This window comes from Pseudomonas sp. Teo4 (assembly GCF_034387475.1).
In the GTDB taxonomy this organism is placed as follows: domain Bacteria; phylum Pseudomonadota; class Gammaproteobacteria; order Pseudomonadales; family Pseudomonadaceae; genus Aquipseudomonas.
The window spans coordinates 816,980-836,531 of record NZ_JAXCIL010000002.1 but is presented as its reverse complement, the minus strand read 5'-3'; the positions used below and the strand labels follow the sequence as shown (position 1 = coordinate 836,531).

22 protein-coding genes and 1 tRNA gene are annotated in these 19,552 nt (G+C 62.0%); 17 read left to right on the top strand and 6 right to left on the bottom strand.

All coding sequences use genetic code 11. The features are described from left to right. Positions 1-148 precede the first annotated feature (148 nt). Entirely contained in the window at positions 149-652 is a 504-nt protein-coding gene (locus PspTeo4_RS20120; RefSeq protein ID WP_322366904.1) for a disulfide bond formation protein B, read from the top strand. Between the two features lie 231 nt (positions 653-883). Continuing rightward, the gene (rsd, locus tag PspTeo4_RS20115; RefSeq protein ID WP_322365702.1) at positions 884-1,354 is read left to right on the top strand and encodes a sigma D regulator; all 471 of its coding nucleotides are present in this window, start codon (positions 884-886) and stop codon (positions 1,352-1,354) included. 9 nt (positions 1,355-1,363) lie between these two features. Here rsd and PspTeo4_RS20110 read toward each other — a convergent pair whose 3' ends face one another. Next, positions 1,364-2,029: an FKBP-type peptidyl-prolyl cis-trans isomerase gene (locus PspTeo4_RS20110; protein ID WP_322365700.1), complete on the bottom strand. Its 666-nt coding sequence runs from the start codon at positions 2,027-2,029 to the stop codon at positions 1,364-1,366. Positions 2,030-2,254: 225 nt separating this feature from the next. On the opposite strand from PspTeo4_RS20110, the gene PspTeo4_RS20105 reads away from it, so the two are divergent. Next, complete coding sequence (locus PspTeo4_RS20105) at positions 2,255-3,481, top strand: AlgP family protein (protein WP_322365698.1); 1,227 nt, start codon at positions 2,255-2,257, stop codon at positions 3,479-3,481. Here PspTeo4_RS20105 and PspTeo4_RS20100 read toward each other — a convergent pair. Further along, positions 3,457-3,939, bottom strand: coding sequence for a TIGR02444 family protein (locus PspTeo4_RS20100; RefSeq protein WP_322365696.1), 483 nt, complete (start codon positions 3,937-3,939; stop codon positions 3,457-3,459). The genes PspTeo4_RS20105 and PspTeo4_RS20100 overlap by 25 nt on opposite strands. Positions 3,940-3,989: 50 nt before the next feature. On the opposite strand from PspTeo4_RS20100, the gene PspTeo4_RS20095 reads away from it, so the two are divergent. The 3 genes from PspTeo4_RS20095 (at position 3,990) to PspTeo4_RS20085 (ending at position 7,418) form a co-directional block, all read left to right on the top strand. Then, positions 3,990-5,900, top strand: a complete 1,911-nt coding sequence (locus tag PspTeo4_RS20095) for an ATP-binding cassette domain-containing protein (RefSeq protein WP_322365694.1) — start codon at positions 3,990-3,992, stop codon at positions 5,898-5,900. Beyond that, positions 5,900-6,487 carry a mechanosensitive ion channel family protein gene (locus tag PspTeo4_RS20090; protein WP_322365692.1) on the top strand — a complete coding sequence of 196 codons (588 nt, stop codon included), beginning with the start codon at positions 5,900-5,902 and terminating at the stop codon, positions 6,485-6,487. The genes PspTeo4_RS20095 and PspTeo4_RS20090 overlap by 1 nt, the downstream gene beginning before the upstream one ends. Before the next feature lie 298 nt (positions 6,488-6,785). Continuing rightward, positions 6,786-7,418, top strand: coding sequence for a LysE family transporter (locus PspTeo4_RS20085; RefSeq protein ID WP_322365690.1), 633 nt, complete (start codon positions 6,786-6,788; stop codon positions 7,416-7,418). A gap of 30 nt (positions 7,419-7,448) precedes the next feature. Here PspTeo4_RS20085 and PspTeo4_RS20080 read toward each other — a convergent pair whose 3' ends face one another. Further along, positions 7,449-8,201 carry a slipin family protein gene (locus tag PspTeo4_RS20080; protein WP_322365689.1) on the bottom strand — a complete coding sequence of 251 codons (753 nt, stop codon included), beginning with the start codon at positions 8,199-8,201 and terminating at the stop codon, positions 7,449-7,451. Positions 8,202-8,203: 2 nt separating this feature from the next. Beyond that, the gene (locus PspTeo4_RS20075; RefSeq protein WP_322365687.1) at positions 8,204-9,553 is read right to left on the bottom strand and encodes a nodulation protein NfeD; all 1,350 of its coding nucleotides are present in this window, start codon (positions 9,551-9,553) and stop codon (positions 8,204-8,206) included. A 173-nt stretch (positions 9,554-9,726) separates the two neighbouring features. On the opposite strand from PspTeo4_RS20075, the gene PspTeo4_RS20070 reads away from it, so the two are divergent. From PspTeo4_RS20070 to PspTeo4_RS20060, 3 genes are all read left to right on the top strand, one after another. After that, positions 9,727-10,185 (top strand): YbaK/EbsC family protein, encoded by a 459-nt coding sequence (locus tag PspTeo4_RS20070; RefSeq protein ID WP_322365686.1) that lies wholly within the window; start codon positions 9,727-9,729, stop codon positions 10,183-10,185. Between the two features lie 62 nt (positions 10,186-10,247). Next, complete coding sequence (locus PspTeo4_RS20065; protein WP_322365683.1) at positions 10,248-10,490, top strand: DUF2789 domain-containing protein; 243 nt, start codon at positions 10,248-10,250, stop codon at positions 10,488-10,490. 71 nt (positions 10,491-10,561) lie between these two features. Beyond that, a complete protein-coding gene (locus PspTeo4_RS20060; RefSeq protein ID WP_322365681.1) occupies positions 10,562-11,200 on the top strand; it encodes an NADH:ubiquinone oxidoreductase subunit N in 639 nt (212 codons plus the stop codon). A gap of 11 nt (positions 11,201-11,211) precedes the next feature. Here the strand turns inward: PspTeo4_RS20060 and PspTeo4_RS20055 are convergent, their stop codons facing one another. Then, positions 11,212-11,649 (bottom strand): CBS domain-containing protein, encoded by a 438-nt coding sequence (locus PspTeo4_RS20055; protein ID WP_322365680.1) that lies wholly within the window; start codon positions 11,647-11,649, stop codon positions 11,212-11,214. A gap of 193 nt (positions 11,650-11,842) precedes the next feature. Further along, positions 11,843-11,919: transfer RNA gene (locus PspTeo4_RS20050), tRNA-Arg, on the bottom strand. A 253-nt stretch (positions 11,920-12,172) separates the two neighbouring features. Here PspTeo4_RS20050 and PspTeo4_RS20045 point away from each other — a divergent pair. From PspTeo4_RS20045 to PspTeo4_RS20010, 8 genes are all read left to right on the top strand, one after another. Then, positions 12,173-12,922 (top strand): GntR family transcriptional regulator, encoded by a 750-nt coding sequence (locus PspTeo4_RS20045; protein ID WP_322365678.1) that lies wholly within the window; start codon positions 12,173-12,175, stop codon positions 12,920-12,922. Then, positions 12,919-14,643 (top strand): fumarate reductase/succinate dehydrogenase flavoprotein subunit, encoded by a 1,725-nt coding sequence (locus PspTeo4_RS20040; RefSeq protein ID WP_322365677.1) that lies wholly within the window; start codon positions 12,919-12,921, stop codon positions 14,641-14,643. Before PspTeo4_RS20045 ends, PspTeo4_RS20040 begins: the two co-directional genes overlap by 4 nt. A 131-nt stretch (positions 14,644-14,774) precedes the next feature. Beyond that, positions 14,775-15,020 carry a 4Fe-4S dicluster domain-containing protein gene (locus tag PspTeo4_RS20035; protein WP_008096634.1) on the top strand — a complete coding sequence of 82 codons (246 nt, stop codon included), beginning with the start codon at positions 14,775-14,777 and terminating at the stop codon, positions 15,018-15,020. A 118-nt stretch (positions 15,021-15,138) separates the two neighbouring features. Then, on the top strand, positions 15,139-16,545 hold the full coding sequence (locus PspTeo4_RS20030; RefSeq protein ID WP_322365675.1) for an ABC transporter substrate-binding protein: 1,407 nt from the start codon (positions 15,139-15,141) through the stop codon (positions 16,543-16,545). Between the two features lie 15 nt (positions 16,546-16,560). Beyond that, a complete protein-coding gene (locus PspTeo4_RS20025) occupies positions 16,561-17,343 on the top strand; it encodes an ABC transporter permease (RefSeq protein WP_322365674.1) in 783 nt (260 codons plus the stop codon). After that, positions 17,343-18,200, top strand: a complete 858-nt coding sequence (locus PspTeo4_RS20020) for an ABC transporter ATP-binding protein (RefSeq protein ID WP_322366903.1) — start codon at positions 17,343-17,345, stop codon at positions 18,198-18,200. Before PspTeo4_RS20025 ends, PspTeo4_RS20020 begins: the two co-directional genes overlap by 1 nt. Continuing rightward, on the top strand, positions 18,197-19,162 hold the full coding sequence (locus PspTeo4_RS20015; RefSeq protein WP_322365672.1) for a HEAT repeat domain-containing protein: 966 nt from the start codon (positions 18,197-18,199) through the stop codon (positions 19,160-19,162). The genes PspTeo4_RS20020 and PspTeo4_RS20015 overlap by 4 nt, the downstream gene beginning before the upstream one ends. Beyond that, positions 19,162-19,434: a DUF971 domain-containing protein gene (locus tag PspTeo4_RS20010; protein WP_322365670.1), complete on the top strand. Its 273-nt coding sequence runs from the start codon at positions 19,162-19,164 to the stop codon at positions 19,432-19,434. Before PspTeo4_RS20015 ends, PspTeo4_RS20010 begins: the two co-directional genes overlap by 1 nt. Positions 19,435-19,552: the final 118 nt, after the last annotated feature.

Sequence of the window (19,552 nt, the reverse complement as noted above, 5' to 3'; positions counted from 1 at the left end):
CAGTCCTTTTCTTCGGAGTTTTCCTACTGAATGGCTGGAAAATTCGCTGCCATTCAGCGACTTGTCATTCCTGTAGCGCCTTGAAACAAAGCTCGCCTTTCCTCTACCGTTTCAGGCCACGTCAATGACCCTGGGACCTTCACCGTCCATGCTGCCGGCCCGTTTGCGCACCTATTTCGTTCCTGCCTGCCTTGCATCGTTGGCTGTGCTGCTGGCGTCTTTCCATCTGGAGCATGTGCTCGGGCTGGTACCTTGTCCGCTGTGCTTCAGTCAGCGCCTTTTGCTTGGCGTTTACTCACTGGTGGGCCTTTGCGCGATGCTGCATTTTCCCGGGCCATACGGCCAGCTTCGCTATTCCCGAGCGATGTTGGCTTTCGCTGTCGGTGGTGCCTTGCTGGCGGGTCGGCATGTCTGGCTGCAAGGTGAGGAAGCGGCGCATAGCTGTCCGCTGCCGTTCATGCAGGTACTGGAGCGCTCGTGGGGCGAGGCTGCCAGGCAACTGCTGTTGGGTGGCCCCGATTGCAACTCGCTGACCTGGAGCTTTCTTGAGCTGACACTGCCCGAATGGAGCCTGCTGGCCTTCCTGCTATTGGCCGCGCTGCCCTTGAGCTGCCTGCTGGCGTATCGTTTCCGCACGTTGGCCAAAGGTTGACTCAGAACAAGTTGAAGCCAGTAGCGCGACCAATGGTGCTGCGAAAGGGTATTAAACACTTGTATGAACTTTGTCCGCTGCGTACCTTGAAGCTCAGCACGCGCGGGAATAATCTCCCAGCACGCATACCGAAAATACAACTGCTCGATGCCGTCCTGCTGATGTCACCTTTGTGCTGCACGGTCGTGGTGCGAGGTGCAGCGGCATCTACCCAGAAGGGATGAGAACGCCATGCTCGATAGTTGTCAGAACGCTCAGGAACGCTGGGGTGGGGTTCACAAGCTGATCGACCGCTGGCTCGAAGAGCGCCAGGAACTGGTGGAGGCTTTCCGCGCCTTGCGTGACGTCAAGCCGGCCTTTGCCGATAAAGACAAGAACCGGGATTTCTGCGCGATCCTGGTCGATTACGTTTCGGCTTGGCACTTTGAAGTTTGTGAGCAACTGGTCAGCGAAGCGAAGGCCTTCGGCGACGAAAAGGCGCTGAAACTGGCTGAAGAAATCAATCCGCGGATCAACGACACCACTCAAATCGCCTTGGCCTTCAATGACCACTGCGAGAAGGGCGAGTGCAAGGATACCGAACGCTTTGCCGAGAAGCTGGGCAAGCTGGGTAGCCTGTTGCATGAGCGCTTCGAGCTCGAAGACTGCCTGATCGAAGTGCTGCACAACGCGCACAAGGAAGAGGATGTGGTCCAGGCCTGATGGCCTGGATCAGTCAGCCACCGACAGCAACTCGATTTCGAACACCAGTGGTGTGTAGGGCGCGATCAGGTCACCCGCGCCCTCGGCACCGTAGGCTTGTGCCGATGGAATCACCAACCGCCATTTGGCCCCCGTCCTCATGTGTGGCAATGCCACCTGCCAACCCTCGATGACCGAGTCCAGGCTGAACCATTGCGGCTGCAGGTTCTGGTCGAACACGGAACCATCCGGCAGCCTGCCCACGTACCGCACTTGTACCTTGCCCCCGGTTTTGGGTTGAGCGCCGGTACCGTTTTGCAACTCACTGTAAAGCACGCCTTCGGGCAACTCGTGCACACCAGCGCGCGCCCGCTCGTTGGCCATGAAGCGTGTTTCCACCGCTCGAAGCTTGTCCACTTCGGCTTGTTCGGCGGCGGTGCCTGCCTGTTCTTCATGCTGTTGCAGGATGGCCTGCATCCGCGCCTTGTCGAGCTTCAGCGGTTGGCCCTGATAAGACTGGCGCAGGCCCTCGACCAGTGCGTCCAGCTGCAGGCCGGGCATTTCCTGGCGCAAGCGCTCACCCAGGCTGGCGCCGAGGCTGTAGGCCAGATCCTGATCGTTTGCAGGAGGGTTGTCAGGGTTGGCCAGGACAGAGGGAGCCAACAGGCAAAGGCCGAATAACAGATAACGAGGCATGCTCAACTCCTGCTCCAATGAGCGGGAAAGTATGCCAGCCCTGTCGACAATGGATGTGTAAATATCAGCAATGATTTATTGAGCAACTACACTTGCACGGAGCTGCAAGATAACAACTTTGCCCAGGCATGCAACGCGGCGCCATCGATACTGTCAACATGCCCTAGCGGCGGTAGCAGCAGAAGCATAGTATGAGCCGCAATCTCGTCAGCCAGGAGGTAAACCATGTCGGCTAAGAAGAAGCCAGTCAGTACGCCGTTGCACCTGCTCCAGCAACTTTCGGGCAGCCTGCTCGAACATTTGGAAGACGCCTGCTCCCAAGCGCTGGCGGATGCTGAGAAACTGCTGGCCAAGTTGGAAAAACAACGTGGCAAGGCTCAGGAAAAACTGCACAACGGTCGCCTGAAGTTGCAGGACGCGGCCAAGGCAGGAAAAGCCAAGGCACAGAGCAAAGCGCAGAAAGCCATTGGCGAACTCGAAGACTTGCTCGATTCGCTCAAAGACCGTCAATCGCAGACGCGTACTTATATTCAACAACTCAAACGTGATGCCCAGGAAAGCCTGAAACTGGCCCAGGGTGTTGGCAAAGTTCGCGAAGCCGTAGGTAAGGCACTCGACCAGCGCGCAGTGGCCACCAAAGCCAAGCCTGCGGTTGCCAAGGCCCCCGTGAAGGCCGCAGCCAAACCTGCCGCTGCCAGAGCCCCAGCCAAGACTGCTGCCGCCAAGCCAGCTGCTGCCAAAGCTCCAGCCAAGACTGCTGCCGCTAAGCCAGCTGCTGCCAAAGCTCCAGCCAAGACTGCTGCGGCTAAGCCAGTCGCTGCCAAAGCTCCAGCCAAAACTGCTGCCGCTAAGCCAGCTGCTGCTAAAGCCCCAGCCAAGACTGCTGCCGCTAAGCCAGTCGCTGCCAAAGCTCCAGCCAAGACTGCTGCCGCCAAGCCAGCCGCTGCTAAAGCTCCAGCCAAGACCGCTGCCGCCAAGCCAGTTGCTGCCAAAGCTCCAGCCAAGGCCGCTGCCGCTAAGCCAGTTGCTGCCAAAGCTCCAGCCAAGACTGCTGCCGCCAAGCCAGCCGCTGCCAAAGCCCCAGCCAAGACTGCTGCCGCCAAGCCAGCCGCTGCCAAAGCCCCAGCCAAGGCTGCTGCCGCTAAGCCAGCTGCTGCCAAAGCTCCAGCCAAAGCTGCTGCCGCCAAGCCAGTCGCTGCGAAGGCCCCAGCCAAAGCTGCTGCCGCCAAGCCAGCCGCTGCCAAAGCCCCAGCCAAGGCTACGGCCGCCAAACCGGCCGCCGCCAGGGCTCCAAAGGCCGCTGTTGCCAAGCCAGTCGCGGAGAAACCAGCCGCCACCCCGGCGCCTGAAGCCAAGCCAGCCGCGCCTGCCCCAGCGACCAACTCGGCTGCTCCCGCCGCATCACCGGCACCTGTAAGCACCGCTGTTCAGGCGCCGTCTTCGGCTTCCTGAAACCCTGTGGCCACGACGCGCAACCGAACCAGCGCGTCGTGGCTTCTGGCTTGCTCCGGTACGAGCAGAGCCAGCCAGTCCTGCGTGCGCTCGCCAGCGTCCGCGGGCCACTGTTGTGCACGCTGCTGCAAGCGTTCGAGCAGCGCTTTTTCCGCCTGCAACTCCAGCCCCTTGACCTGTTCGCGTAACGCCAACAATTGTGGGTCACTTGCGGCCGCCTCGCGCCATTGCTGACGAAGGTGGCGCAGTGGAACAACCACATCGCGTTGCCAGGGCTCGGCCAACTCACGCAACGCTCTAACGCGCTCGTCATCGGCTGCCACTCCACGAGTCTGCAGCCAAGTGCCACACAGCAACAGGCAGACATCGGCGCCTGACGCTTGCAGCGCCAGGCAGGCTTGTTCCGCGCCGGGCCGGGCATACAAGGCCAGGGCGTGATTCCACAGGTCGGTGTACATGATTCCACTCACGCTACGGGCCGAGGAAGCTGGTAGACTCCGCGACCATCATGATCAGACTATCCAACCTCACTTTACAGCGTGGTCCGCAGCGCTTGCTAGAAGGCGCCGAGATGACCCTGCACGCCGGTCACAAGGCCGGCCTGATCGGCGCCAACGGCGCCGGAAAATCCAGCCTGTTCGCCCTGCTGCGCGGTGAGCTGTCGCCTGACGCCGGCGACTGCCTGCTGCCTGGCGACTGGCGCATCGCTCACATGCGCCAGGAAGTCGATACCCTCGACCGGGTCGCGGTGGACTATGTGCTCGATGGCGATGCTCGCCTGCGCAAGGTCCAGGCCGAACTCGCCGCCGCCGAGGCTGCCCACGACGGCACTGCATTGGCGCGCCTGCACAGTGAGCTGGACAGCGCCGACGGCTATACCGCCGATGCCCGTGCGCGCAAACTGCTGGCCGGTCTGGGTTTCACCAACGAGCAGATGGACCGCCGCGTCGGTGATTTCTCCGGTGGCTGGCGGATGCGCCTCAACCTGGCCCAGGCACTGATGTGCCCTTCCGACCTGTTGCTGCTCGACGAGCCGACCAACCACCTGGACCTCGATGCGATCCTTTGGCTGGAGGACTGGCTCAAAGGCTACCCCGGCACGCTGCTGCTGATTTCCCACGACCGCGATTTCCTCGACGCCGTGGTCGACCATGTGCTGCATGTCGAGCAACGCAAGCTCAACCTGTACAAGGGCGGTTACACAGCCTTCGAGCGCACCCGTGCCGAGCGCCTGGCGCAACAGCAACAGGCCTACGAGAAACAGCAGGCCCAGCGCGCGCACATGGAAAAGTACATCGCCCGCTTCAAGGCTCAGGCCACCAAGGCCCGCCAGGCGCAGAGCCGGATCAAGGCCCTGGAGCGCATGGAAGAGCTGTCTGCGGCGCATGTCGATTCGCCGTTCGACTTTGTCTTCCGCGAATCCGAGAAAATTTCCAGCCCGCTGCTGGACCTGTCCGAAGGGCGCCTGGGCTACGGCGACAAGGCGATCCTGGAGAAGGTCAAGCTGCAACTGGTACCGGGGGCCCGCATCGGCCTGCTCGGCCCCAACGGCGCCGGTAAGTCGACCCTGATCAAGAACCTGGCCGGCGAGCTTCAGCCACTGGCCGGCCGCTTGGTGCGTGGCGAAAACCTGGCCGTCGGCTACTTCGCCCAGCACCAGCTCGACTCTCTCGACGACAAGGCCAGCCCATTGCTGCACCTGCAGCGGATTGCCCCGACCGAGCGCGAGCAGACGCTGCTCAATTTCCTGGGTGGTTTCGACTTCCATGGCGACCGTGTCCATGAGCCGGTGGTGAACTTCTCCGGTGGCGAGAAGGCGCGTCTGGCACTGGCGCTGATTGCCTGGGAACGCCCGAACCTGCTGCTGCTCGACGAACCCACCAACCACCTCGACCTGGAAATGCGTCTGGCCTTGACCATGGCCTTGCAGGAGTTCGCCGGTGCCGTGGTGGTCGTGTCCCACGACCGTCATCTGCTCAAGAGCACCACCGATGATTTCCTGCTGGTGGCCGACGGCAAGGTCGACACCTTCGATGGCGATCTGGACGACTACAGCCGTTGGCTGGTCGAGTACCGTCAGCGTAGTGCGCCGGTCAGCAACACCCCGGTCAACCCCGACAAGACCGACAAGAAGGCCCAACGGCAGGCGGCAGCGGCCCTGCGTCAGCAGCTGGCGCCACACAAGCGTGCGGCCGACAAGCTCGAAGCCGAACTCAACCAGGTGCACAGTCAACTGGCCGAGATCGAAACCGCGCTGGGCGATGGCGGGCTGTACGACGCGTCGCGCAAAGACGAACTGCGTGATCTGCTGGCGCGGCAGTCAAAACTCAAGCAGCGCGAAGGCGAACTGGAAGAAGCCTGGATGGAAGCCCTGGAGACCCTGGAAAGCATGCAGGCCGAGCTCGAGGCGCTGTCCTGATGGAGGAGCTGCGCTCCCTGTTGCCAGGACAATGGATGGACACCTTCTGGCTGGGGTTGCAGATTCTGTTGATTCTGGTCGCAGCCTTTGTCCTGCAACGCGTCGTTGCCCGTGGCCTCAGCCGTCTGGGCCAGCGTTATCCGCTGCCGCCGGAGTTGCTGGTGCCTGTGCGCGGAGGCCTGCGCTGGCTGATCATGGGCAGTGCACTGCTGTTTGTGCTGGAACGCCTGGGCGTTTCGGCGACGGTATTGTGGACGGCGCTGTCCGGCTTTGTCGCTGTCGCTGCGGTGGCGTTCTTTGCCATGTGGAGCGTGTTGTCCAACCTGTTGTGCGCGGTGTTGATCTTCACCGTCGGGCCGTTTCGCATTGGCGATGTGGTCGAGCTGGTGGACACCCTCGACAAACCGGGCGTCAAAGGCCGGGTGATCGCCATCAACCTGCTGTTCACCACGCTGATGGAACTGCCAGAGGCTGGCGGAGCGCTGGTGCAGGTGCCGAACAGCCAGTTCTTCCAGAAATCGGTGCGGCGCTGGCGTGGGGCTGAAGTGCAGTCGATGCATAAGGATGCCTCGGTCGAGGTTGACTGATGCGACTGAACCGGCCTCATCGCCGGCAAGCCGGCTCCCACAGGTTCTGCGGTGTTCTCAAGGTCTGCGCGGTCCATGTGGGAGCAACTGACTTGTGTTGGCTGCACCGGCCTCATCGCTGGCAAGCCGGCTCTTACAGGAGCTGCAGTGATCTCAAGATCGTCGCGGTCCATGTGGGAGCCGGCTCGCCGGCGATAGGGCCGACACAGGCAATGGAAGTCCTTCAGAAATCGCTGGTTATTTTTTCGCCAACACCTTAGCTTAATGTTTTGCAACAGTTGTTCGAGCGAGGTGTGTGATGTCGATGGAAATGTGGCTGGGCTTCTTTGCCGCGTGCTGGGTAATCAGCCTGTCACCGGGCGCTGGGGCGATTGCCTCGATGTCCAGCGGGCTGCAGTACGGTTTCTGGCGTGGTTACTGGAACGCCCTGGGCCTGCAACTGGGCCTGATCATGCAGATCGCCATCATCGCCGCGGGTGTGGGAGCCATCCTCGCCGCTTCCGCCACCGCCTTCCAGATCATCAAGTGGTTTGGCGTCTTCTACCTCGTCTACCTGGCCTACCGGCAATGGCAGGCCTTGCCGATGGACATGTCCGACGAATCGGGCGTGCGTCCGATCGGCAAGCCCCTGACCCTGGTATTCCGTGGTTTTCTGGTAAACGTCAGCAACCCCAAGGCCCTGGTGTTCATGCTGGCGGTCCTGCCGCAGTTCATCGATCCGCATGCGCCGCTGCTGCCGCAGTACGTGGCGATCACCGTGACCATGATCACCGTCGACATGCTGGTGATGGCGGGTTACACCGGGTTGGCGTCGCGGGTGTTGCGTCTGCTGCGTACACCGAAGCAGCAGAAGCGCCTGAACCGGACCTTTGCCGGGTTGTTCATTGGCGCGGCCACGTTCCTCGCGACCTTGCGCCGTGCGCCGCTCTGATTGACGTGGGGGCTGCTTTGCAGCCCTCTGCTATTTCTGCTTGTCCACCAACCCCTTGAGCAGATCCAGCGGCAACGGAAACACGATGGTCGAGCTCTTGTCCCCGGCAATCGTCCCCAACGTCTGCATGTAGCGTAACTGCATGGCCCCCGGCTCCTTGCTGAGCATCTGCGCGGCCTGCATCAGTTTTTCCGATGCCTGCAGCTCGCCCTCGGCATGGATCACCTTGGCCCGCCGCTCGCGCTCGGCTTCGGCCTGACGGGCAATGGCCCGGATCATCGATTCGTTCAGGTCGACATGCTTGATCTCGACGTTGGCCACCTTGATACCCCAGGCATCGGTCTGTGCATCCAGCACCTGACGGATATCCGAGTTGAGTTGCTCGCGCTCGGCCAGCAACTCGTCCAGCTCGTGCTTGCCCAGTACGGCCCGCAGCGTGGTCTGGGCCAGTTGGCTGGTGGCGACGAGGAAGTCCTCCACCTGGATGATGGCCTTCTGCGGGTCGAGCACGCGGAAATACACCACGGCATTCACCTTGACCGAGACGTTGTCGCGGGTAATCACGTCCTGCGGCGGCACGTCGAGCACCACGGTGCGCAAGTCGACGCGGACCATTTGCTGAATCACCGGAATCAACAGAATCAGCCCCGGCCCTTTGACCTGCCAGAAACGCCCGAGCTGGAACACCACACCCCGCTCGTATTCGCGCAGGATGCGAAAGGCCGACAGCAACAACACAGCCAGCAGCATCAGCAGGGCGCCGAAGCCCAATTGCATGAACATCGTCATTCCCCTTGCGCCCCGGGTGCGGCAGCGCTCACATCCAGCATGACACCGTGTCGGGCCGTGACGCGGACCGACTGGCCGACCTGCAGCGGCGTCATGCACTGGACTTGCCATTGTTCGCCCTGGGCCTGTACCGAGCCGCAGAACGGGTTGTCTGCCATCACCTGGGTGACCGTTACCAGGCTGCCTACCAGGCCGGCATCACCGCTAACCAGCGCGCGTTTGCGCGCCTTGATGGCCATGCCCAGCACGCCCCCTAGCAGCAGCGCCGAAAGCACCGCGAGGGTGGCGATCAAGGCCAGCGGGATGCCAAAACCTGGGGCGTCGGTGTCCATCAGAATCACCGCCCCGACCACAAAGGCAACGATGCCGCCAAAGCCGACCACGCCGAAACTGGGCAAGAATGCCTCGGCGATCATGAATGCCAGGCCCAGCAGAATCAGCGCCACCCCGGCATAGCTGACCGGCAGTAGCTGCAGCGCGTACAAGGCCAGCAACAGGCAAATGCCACCGACAACTCCGCCGACCCCTGAGCCTGGGTTCATGAACTCGAACAGCAGGCCGTACACCCCGATCATGATCAGAATCAGTGCCACGCTGGGGTTGGTGATCACGGCCAGCAGACGCGTGCGCCAGTCCGGTAGGTGTTCGACCAGACTGGCGCCGTTGGTCTGCAGCAGACGCGGCTGGTCAGCGGCAGTCAGCGTCTTGCCGTCAAGCTGGCGCAGCAGGTCGGACAGGTCATTGGCGACCAGGTCGACCACTTTCAAGCGCAGGGCTTCGCTGGCCGACAAGCTGACCGCTTCACGCACGGCCTGTTCCGCCCAGCTGGCGTTGCGCCCACGCAACTGCGCCAGGCCACGGATATAGGCAGCGGCGTCATTGACCTGCTTGCGTGCAAGGGTGTCCTCGTCGCCACTGGGTTTGGCCTTGTCGTCCTTGGGTGTGCCTGGCGGCGCGCCGATCTGCACCGGGGTCGCAGCGCCGAGGTTGGTCCCGGGGGCCATGGCCGCCACATGGCTGGCGTACAGGATGTAGGTACCAGCACTGGCCGCGCGGGCGCCGCTGGGGGCGACGAAACTGGCCACCGGTACGGGGCTGGCGAGAATGGCCTTGATCATCTGGCGCATGGCGCTGTCCAGGCCGCCGGGTGTATCCATGCGAATGACCACCAGTTGTGCGCCTTGTTCACGGGCCTGATCGAGGCTGCGAACCAGATAATCGGCGGTGGCCGGGCCGATGGCGTCGTCGATGCTCAAAACCCAGACCGGGCCGGGTGCGGCCAAACCGCCCTGGGAGGTGCCGAGCATCAGCAACAGCAACAGCCAGCGGCAACAGCACCTGATCACCTGTCGTCACCTCGTCCGCCTGTGTATATGAAGTTTAGTCCTGCCTGTTGGGGCAGGGCCTAAACTTGGAGATTAGGGGCCGCGTCACAGAAGCATTTCGAGGCTGCCGTTCAGCCCGCTCGCGACGCAAGGCCGCTCCTACAGAGACTGGGGGGCCAAACCGGAGGTGCATCATGCGTATGGCCAAAACCTTGCAGCAGCGCCTGGACCAGGCCAACTGCGACTACGACATCATTCCCCACCCACACTCCGCCACGAGCCTGGAGTCGGCACGCACGGCCGGCGTACCCGCAGAGCGGGTCGCCAAGTCGGTGATGCTCGATGACCGTCATGGCAACTACATCATGGCCGTGCTACCAGCCAATCGCCACCTGGACATGAGCAAGATACGCATGTCCGGTGCCTGGCAACTCACCCGCGAAAGCGGTCTGCCGACGCTCTTCGGTGATTGCGAGCGCGGTGCGGTGCCAGCGTTGGGCGATGCCTACAAGATAAAAATGCTGCTGGATCCCAGCATCACTCGCCAAGGTGATGTCTATCTGGAAGCAGGTGATCACGACCACTTGATCCACATGAGCATGGAGCAATACCTGAAACTCGTGCCGAACGCCGAAGTGCGCGAGCTGTGCTGATGTTCTCAAACCAATGCCGGGCCGGCGTCGTGGACGGCTTGCCCGGCGCATGAGGAGGAATCATGGAAGCACCGACCCATCCATTCGCTGAACTGTTCAAGCAACTGGGCCTGCCGGATGATGCCGTAAGCATCGACCAGTTCATCGCCAGTCACTCCCCCTTGAAGAACGAGATCAAACTGGTGGATGCACCGTTCTGGACCGAATCCCAGCGGACTTTCCTGCAGGACAGCATCATTGAAGATGCCGATTGGGCCGTCCCTTTCGATCAGCTGAATGAAGCATTGCGTCGCCCCCGAAAATAAAGCGCCGAGTGGCACCTGATGAGTGATTTGGCCGTTGCTATGCTCAGGAAAAACAAGAGGGGGATAGCGCAATGAAAGATCCCTACGCACCAGGGTTCTGGTGCTCCGTGACGATCCTGGGCACCTTGACGGCCGGTTATTTCTACGGCATCCGCCATACCCAGCAGATGAACCAGGCGGTGCAGTTCCTTTATGCCGCCGCTGCGGTCACCGCAGCGGTCGCGCTGGTGGGGCTCACGTGGATCGCCTGGCAACAATTGCACCTGAACAAGCGCGAAGTGGTCCAGGGGCGAACGTTGCTGACCATCTGGAACACCAAGGTCGCGCTGCGGCGCGTCGAGACGGTGTTCGACCGCTACTTCTGGGGCAGCTACTGGCATTCCGGGCGCACCTTCGAAGAGGTCATGGGCGAACTCAAGGGGACGCCACTGGAGCAGAGCCTGGATGCGCTCAAACGCCAATGCCGGGCGCTCGACCGTGAAGTGCACGACCATCATCACCGCTGGCTGGCCAACGCCCGCGACCTGTCCAGCGTGGCCACGGCGATGGCCCGCGAGCGCTATCAGCTGGACCTGTGCGAGCCGTCGAGCACCGGCCATGGCAATACGGCAGTGCTCAACCGGGATCTTGAAGTGCTGGTGTACACCTGGTCGGCGCGCCTGCGCAGTTTCGACCATCAGCTGGACGAGCTGGAGCGCGCTTACCATTGATCACGGAGTGATCATTCACCGCGAATGTACTGCTCCAGTTGCTGGATGAGGCTGGCCTGTTCGGCGATGGTTTCCTTGACCAGGTCACCAATCGACAACAGGCCCAGCAGTGCGCCGCTGCTCACCACGGGCAAGTGGCGCAAGTGGCGGTCAGTCATCAGGTTCATGCAGTCATCGAGCTTCTGCTTTGGCCCCACGGTAACCACTGGTGCGCTCATGATTTCACGCACAGGTGTGGCGGCTGAAGAGCGGCCCTTGAGTACCAGCTTGCGCGCGTAGTCGCGTTCACTGACGATGCCCACCACCTGGCCATCTTCCACAACCGGCAGTGCGCCGATGTTCTTCTCTGCCAGCAACTTCAGGGCGTCGAGCACCGAGTCATCAGGGCCGATGGTGTATACGGTCTGATGCTGGGACTTGGTTTTGAGGATTTCTTCGACGTTCTTCATACAGGCCTCTGCGGGTGGAAAAGCGATCTGTCCGAGTAAATAAAGCATCCGGTACGACGGCTTGCACGGCAATGCAGGAAACGGCATGGAGGCGATTGAAAAACGTCATGATGGGAAACAGGTTCCCTGCGGGTAGGCCAGCCCGGGCGATACAAACGAAAAAGCCCCGGGAATGATCCCAGGGCTTTTGATATGGCGCACTCGGCGGGATTCGAACCCACGACCCCTGCCTTCGGAGGGCAGTACTCTATCCAGCTGAGCTACGAGTGCAACGCGCACGCATCATACCCATCTGATTCGGTGACGTCCATCGCCTTGATCTGTGGCTGTTTTTCCCCCTGAGACAGGCCAGCCCAAGCAACGCGGCGAACCTGCAGGTGCCGGCTTGCCGGCGATGGGGCCAGCACAGGCACGACAAACCCATCTATCCATATGCAATAACAGTATTTCTCAATCAATTCTTATGCCCCGTATCTTCTGGTCACAACTTGTTATAACAAGTAGCCGACTAGCGAAGAGACCCATGGCCGAACTGCTCCCCCTGTCCCCGGTACCGCTCTACACCCAACTCAAGGAAGTGCTGCGCGAGCGCATTCTTGATGGCACCTATCCGCCACACAGCCGCATGCCCTCGGAAAGCGAACTGGGAAAGCTGTTCGATGTCAGCCGCATCACCGTGCGCCAGGCGCTGGGTGACCTGCAGAAGGAAGGGCTGATCTTCAAGATCCACGGCAAGGGCACGTTCGTAGCCAAACCCAAGGCGTTCCAGAACGTCAGCACCCTGCAGGGTCTGGCCGAGTCGATGACACAAATGGGTTACGAAGTGCTCAATCGCCTACGTAGCTTCCGTCATGTGCCAGCGAGCGCACTGGTTGCGGCGCGCCTGCAGGTCGAGGAAGGCAGCCTGGTCACCGAGATCCGCCGGGTTCGCCTGATCAACCGCGAGCCGATTTCACTGGAACTGACCTGGTTGCCAAAGACGGTCGGCGAAAAGCTGGAAAAAGCCGATCTGGTCTCCCGCGACATTTTCCTCTTGCTGGAAAACGACTGCGGCATTGCGCTCGGGCACGCCGACCTGGCCATCGATGCGGTGCTGGCTGACAGCGACCTGACCCAGGCCCTGGAAGTGGAAGAGGGCTCGCCCATCATGCGCATCGAGCGCCTTACCCATACCGCCGATGGCACGCCGCTGGACTTCGAACACCTCTATTACCGTGGTGATGCTTTCCAATACCGCCTGCGCATCGACCGCCAGAAAGGGAGCAAGGCATGAGCATCGAAACCCAGGACTACGACATCGTCGTCATCGGTGGCGGCACCGCCGGGCCGATGGCGGCTATCAAGGCCAAGGAGCAAGACAAGAACCTGCGTGTTCTGTTGCTGGACAAAGCCAACGTCAAGCGAAGTGGTGCCATCAGCATGGGCATGGACGGCTTGAACAACGCGATCATTCCCGGCCACGCCACACCCGAGCAGTACACCAAGGAAATCACCGTGGCCAATGACGGTATCGTCAACCAGGCCACCGTGCACGCTTACGCCACGCGCAGCTTCGAGACCATCGAGCAGCTGGACCGCTGGGGCGTGAAGTTCGAAAAGGACGAGACTGGCGACTACGCGGTGAAGAAGGTGCATCACATGGGGGCCTACGTGCTGCCCATGCCCGAAGGCCACGACATCAAGAAGGTGCTCTACCGTCAGCTCAAGCGCGCGCGGGTCGAAATCAGCAACCGTATGGTCTGCACCCGGGTTCTGCTCGATGGCGAAGGGGCTGCTGCGGGAGTGCTCGGTTTCGACTGCCGAAGTGGCGAATTCCGGGTGATCCGCGCCAAGGCGGTGATCCTCGCCTGTGGCGCCGCCGGCCGGTTGGGCTTGCCGTCGTCGGGCTACCTGATGGGTACCTACGAAAACCCCACCAATGCGGGTGACGGCTATGCCATGGCCTACCACGCTGGCGCGGAACTGGCGAACCTTGAGTGCTTCCAGATCAACCCGCTGATCAAGGACTACAACGGTCCGGCGTGTGCTTATGTCACTGGGCCACTGGGGGGCTATACCGCCAACAGCAAGGGTGAGCGCTTCATCGAATGCGACTACTGGAGCGGGCAGATGATGTGGGAGTTCCACCAGGAGCTCGAAGGTGGCAATGGCCCGGTGTTCCTCAAGCTCGATCACCTGGCCGAGGAAACTATCCAGAACATCGAAGAAATCCTGCACAGCAATGAACGCCCCAGTCGTGGCCAGTTCCACGCCGGGCGTGGCACCGATTACCGCCAGCATATGGTCGAGATGCACATCTCCGAAATCGGCTTCTGCTCGGGTCACTCTGCATCGGGGGTTTGGGTCAACGAAAAGGCCGAGACCAGCGTCAAAGGCCTTTATGCCGCCGGCGACATGGCCGCGGTGCCGCACAACTACATGCTGGGGGCGTTTACCTACGGCTGGTTCGCTGGAGTGAACGCAGCACAGTACGTGGCCGGGCGAGAGCTGGCCGAGGTCGACAGCGCACAGGTCGAACGCGAACAGGAGCGCGTGTTCGCACCGTTGCGGCGTGAACACGGCCTGCCGCCGGCCCAGGTCGAGTACAAACTGCGGCGCATGGTCAACGACTACCTGCAGCCGCCCAAGGTAACCAAAAAGATGGAAATTGGCCTGGCGCGCTTTGCCGAGATCGAGCGCGACTTGGCCCAGATGAAGGCCAACAACCCCCATGAGTTGATGCGGGCGATGGAGGTCGCGGTGATACGTGACTGTGCCGAAATGGCGGCACGGGCTTCGTTGTTCCGCGAGGAAAGCCGCTGGGGGCTTTACCACCGCCGCGTAGATTTCCCGGAGCGCAACGATAGCGAGTGGTTCTGCCATTGCCATCTGAAGAAGGGTGAGGACGGTGCCATGACCAGTTTCAAGAAAGCAGTCGAGCCGTACCTGATCGCTTTGGATGCCGACGAGCAAACGGCGTACGAACGACTGCGATTGAAGGCCGATGCGGCATGAATTCAGGGCCGCGGTGCAGCCCATCGCTGACAAGCCGGCTCCCACAGGGGCGGTGGTGCTCTGTAGGGATGGGGCCATCCGCTCCAGCGACAACTTAGAACGAGGGCCGAAGGCCCCAAGGACCCCGTGACATGGCCTATCAACCCCAGGAAATCTTTTTTCGCAGCAGCGCCCCGGTAACCATCGACGAAGACAAATGCATCGCTGAAAAGGGCTGCACCGTCTGCGTCGAGGTCTGCCCAATGGACCTGCTGGCCATCAACCCAGCTACGCAGAAGGCCTACATGGCTTTCGACGAATGCTGGTACTGCATGCCCTGTGAAAAAGACTGCCCCACCGGCGCAGTGAAGGTCGACATTCCGTACCTGTTGCGTTAATCGCCCGGCCATCCGGCGAACCACCGGACGCCCACCTGCAATGCCCCTCGTTTCCCACCACCCAAGCCTGGTGGCGGAGACGACTCCAATACTCATAACGAATCGAGGGGAAACACCTATGCGCCTTGTAGCAACCGTGGCCGGCCTCGCGCTGGCGTTTGCTGGGCTCAATGCCAGCGCCGAAACCATTCGGGTCGCCATCGGCACCCAGGACACCACCATCAATTGCGCCACCGGCGGCCTGTTGATCCGCGAGCTGGGCTTGCTGGAGAAATACCTGCCCCATGATGGCAAGTACAAGGACGCGCAGTACCAGATCGAGTGGAAGAACTTTACCAGCGGCGCACCGCTGACCAACGAAATGGTCGCCGGCAAACTGGACTTTGGCGCCATGGCCGACTTCCCCGGCTCGTTCAATGGTGTTGCCCACCTGGACGCTGGCAAGCGCAGCCTGTTCATCAGCGTGTTGTCTGGCAGTGTGCATGGCAGCGGCAATGGCATTGTCGTGCCGGCAACTTCTGGCGTGCAGTCATTGAGCGAGCTCAAGGGCAAGACCATCTCCGTGCCGTTCGCCTCCACCGCCCACGGCATGCTGTTGCGGGCGGTCGCCGCACAAGGCTGGGACCCGCAGAAAGACGTGCGGATCATTGCCCAGGCGCCGGAGATTGCCGGCTCTGCCTTGCGCAGCAATCGTATCGAGGCCCATGCCGATTTTGTGCCCTTCGCCGAGCTGTTCCCCAACCGTGGCTTCGCCCGCAAGATCTTCGACGGCTCGCAGGCCAACGCGCCGACTTTCCACGGTGCTCTGGTGGACGCCGACTATGCGAAAAAGTATCCCGAGGTGGTCACCGCCTACCTGCGGGCCAGCCTCGAAGCGGATCGGTTGATTGCCGCCGAGCCTGAGAAGTACAGCGAACTGATCGAGAAAGTCACCGGTATCGAAGCCGAGGTGAACTACCTGTTCCACGGTCCGCTGGGCCTGCAAACTCGTGACTTGACCTGGAAACCCGAGTACCGCCAGGCCGTGGCCACGTCTATCGATACACTCAAGCTGCTGAAGAAGACCGATCGCGGCCTGGATACCACCCAGTTCATCGACGACCAGTACATCCGTACGGCCTTCAAGCAGGCCGGCCTGGATTACGACAAGGCGTTGAAGAACTATCAACCGTTGCCGCTCAAGGCCAACGATGCACTGACTGGCAAACCGATCACCGACTTCAGCCGCCTGGCGCAGATCTGGGTACGGGGCGAGGACAAGGTTCGCCACTATGCTTCCCCGGAAGCGGCGCTCGGCGCCCTGGCCCAGCTTGAGCAGGAAGGCAAGGACATCCGAGCCATCTATGCCCAGGCTGCCGATAGCGGCATCAAGCTGCTGGCCAACCAAGCCTGGTTCGTGCGCAACGCCAAGGGCGAACTGGCGGCCTTCCTGCTCAAGGACCAGGCCGAGCAATACGCCAAGGCCCACGGCGGTGAAACGCTGGACTTCGTCAACGCCAACCAGAAACTGGTCGCCCAGCGCTGACCGGGAGGCACTGACATGACCCGCGACTTCAAGCGCTGGCCCGTGCGCCTGGCTTCCCTGTTGGCCTGCCTGTCGTTCTGGCAACTGGCCGCCACGGCAAAACTGGACTTCGGCCTGTTCACCTTCACCTACGTGCCCACGCCGAAAGCGGTGCTTGAGGCTGCCTGGCAGTTGCTGGCTTCCAGTGCCTTGCTGGCACACCTGGGCAGCAGCCTGATGCGCGTGTTCGCCGGTTATGGCATTGCCGTCCTGCTGGGTGTGACGTTGGGGCTGTTGATCGGCCGCTCGAACTGGGCCGAGGACACACTGCTACCGCCCCTGGAAGTGCTGCGGCCGATCCCGGCTGTGGCATGGATCCCGCTGGCGATCCTGATGTTTCCGTCGTCGGAGCTTTCCATGGTGTTCATCACCTTCACCGGTGCGCTGTTCCCGATTTTGCTCAACACCGTGCATGGCGTCGAAGCGGTCGACCCGCGGCTGGTGGCTTCGGCTCGCAGCCTGGGTGCCGGGCGCTGGGCGATTCTGCGAGAAGTGGTGCTGCCAGGGGCGTTGCCCAGCATCGTCACTGGCCTGGCCATCGGCATGGGTACCTCGTGGTTCTGCTTGGTCACCGCCGAGATGATCTCTGGGCAGTTCGGTATCGGCTACTACACCTGGGAGTCGTATACCTTGCAGAACTACCCGGACATCATCGTAGGCATGTTGCTGATCGGGGCGCTGGGCATGGGCAGCAGTGCTCTGGTCAAGCGTCTGGGTGCCCTGGCGACGCCGTGGTATCGGGCGCGGAGGGGGGCATGATGAGCAGTTATCAGCAGGCCCCCGAACCTGGGCGCATCGAGGCGCGTGGCGTATCGATCCGCCTTGGGCATGGCGCAGAAGCGTTCGAAGCCGTCCAGTCGCTGGACTTCTCGGTGGCCCCGGGTGAGTTCGTCTGTATCCTCGGGCCGTCCGGTTGTGGCAAATCCACCTTGCTGGGCGCTCTGGCCGGGCATCTGTTGCCCAATGGCGGCGACCTGCGTGTAGACGGCCTGGCGGTTGGCGGCCCGTCCCCCGAACGTGGCATGGTATTCCAGCACCACACGTTGCTGCCGTGGCGCAATGTGCTGGATAACGTTGCCTTCGGCTTGAAGATGCAGGGCCAGAGCAAGGCCGAGCGCCAGCAGCGGGCCAGTGAAATGCTCCAGCTGGTCGGCCTTGCCGACTTCGCCGAACGCTGGCCCAACCAGCTCTCCGGTGGCATGCAGCAACGTGCCGAGATCGCCAGGGTGCTGATCAACCGGCCACGCCTGCTGCTGATGGACGAACCGTTTGGCGCCCTCGACGCCCAGACCCGTGCTCGCATGCAGGAGTTGCTGCTGGATATCTGGACGCGCATTCGCACCACCGTGGTTTTCGTCACCCACGATATCGACGAAGCCCTGTTCCTCGCCGATCGCATTCTGGTGATGAGCCCGCGCCCCGGTCGCTTCATCGAAGACCTGCGCCTGACCTTCCCACGCCCGCGCCGCGCGAGTCTGCTGACCAGCCCGGCGTTCACCCACCTCAAGCGTCATTGTCTGGCCTTGTTGCGCCACGAAGAGGGACGCGAACTGCCGCGTCTCACCCCCCTTGGCCTGCCTGACACTGACCACCCTCCGCTACGGATCGCGCTATGACTGAACGAAACACAGACAATCCCGACATCATCGACTTGCTGCCCCGCCTTGAGGATGCAGACGCTGGCGTGCGGCGTATCGCACTGATCGAGCTGGCCGACCTTGAGGACCTGGACGCCCTGCCGTGGTTGACCGATGCACTGCTGGTCGATGCGGCGGATGAAGTCCGTGCCGAGGCGGCACGTTTACTCGAAGCCTGGGAAGAGCCTGAAGTGGTGCAGGCCTTGTGTGCCGCATTGGCTGATACCGCCGAGCCGGTACGCCTGGCTGCTGCGCAGAGCCTGAGCGAGCTCAAGAGCCTTGAAGCAGGCCAACTGATTTTGCCGTGGGCCACCCATGCCGATGTGTTTGTGCGCGCCAGCGCCCTGAGAGCCCTGCGCGAGCTGCGCCTGGAAGATGCCGCAGGGCCCGCACTGCTTGCGCTGAGCGATCAGGATGCGGGGGTTCGGCGCGAAGCGGTGGGTATTCTGGGTTGGCTCAAGCACCAACCTGCAGTGCCAGCACTGGCAGCGCTGGCTGCCACCGAGCCAGACACCGAGGTGCGCCGCGCGGCCATCGGTGCCTTGGGCCTGGCGCGCGATGTCAGTGTGCTGCCAGCTTTGGTCGCGGCATTGGCCGACACCGCCTGGCAAGTGCGCGAAGAAGCTGCCACCACGTTGGGCAAGGTTGGCCATGTACAAGCCGGTCCCGCGCTGGTGCAAGCGCTGGCTGACGACTACTGGCAGGTCCGCCTGCGCGCCGCCCGCGCCTTGGGGCGGCTTCGCCATGTCGAGGCACTGGACGCCTTGGGCGAACTGCTCGGGCATGGTATCGCCAACCTGCGCAAAGAGGCGGCGCTGGCGCTCGGCGAGTTGGGGCAGGCCCGAGCGATGCCGGTGCTGCAGGCGGCCGAAGCGGACAGCGACCCGGAGGTGCGCAAGGCGGTGCGCATTGCTTTGACCCAGTTGCGAGGAACCGTGTGATGAATGCCCCTGGTGAGATTCGCAATAAGCGCGGTCCGGGGCAGTTGATCGTGCAATGGGACGACGCGGAGCAGGTCGTCAGCCATATACGGTTGCGCGGAGCCTGCCCGTGCTCGCAATGCCGCGCGGCAAAACTGCGCGGCGGCATCCAGTTGGTGCGCGAGGATGTACGTGTGGAACGCATCGAACCGCAGGGGTATGGCGTGCAACTGGTGTTCAGCGACGGTCATGAGCGCGGCATCTATCCCTGGAACTACCTGCGCACCCTGTAGGATCTTGTAATGCCTTTGATGGCCTCATCGCTGGCAAGCCAGCTCCTGCATGGACGAGACAATCTTTAGATCACTGCAGTACCTGTGAGAGCCGGCTTGCCGGCGATGAGGCCGGCAT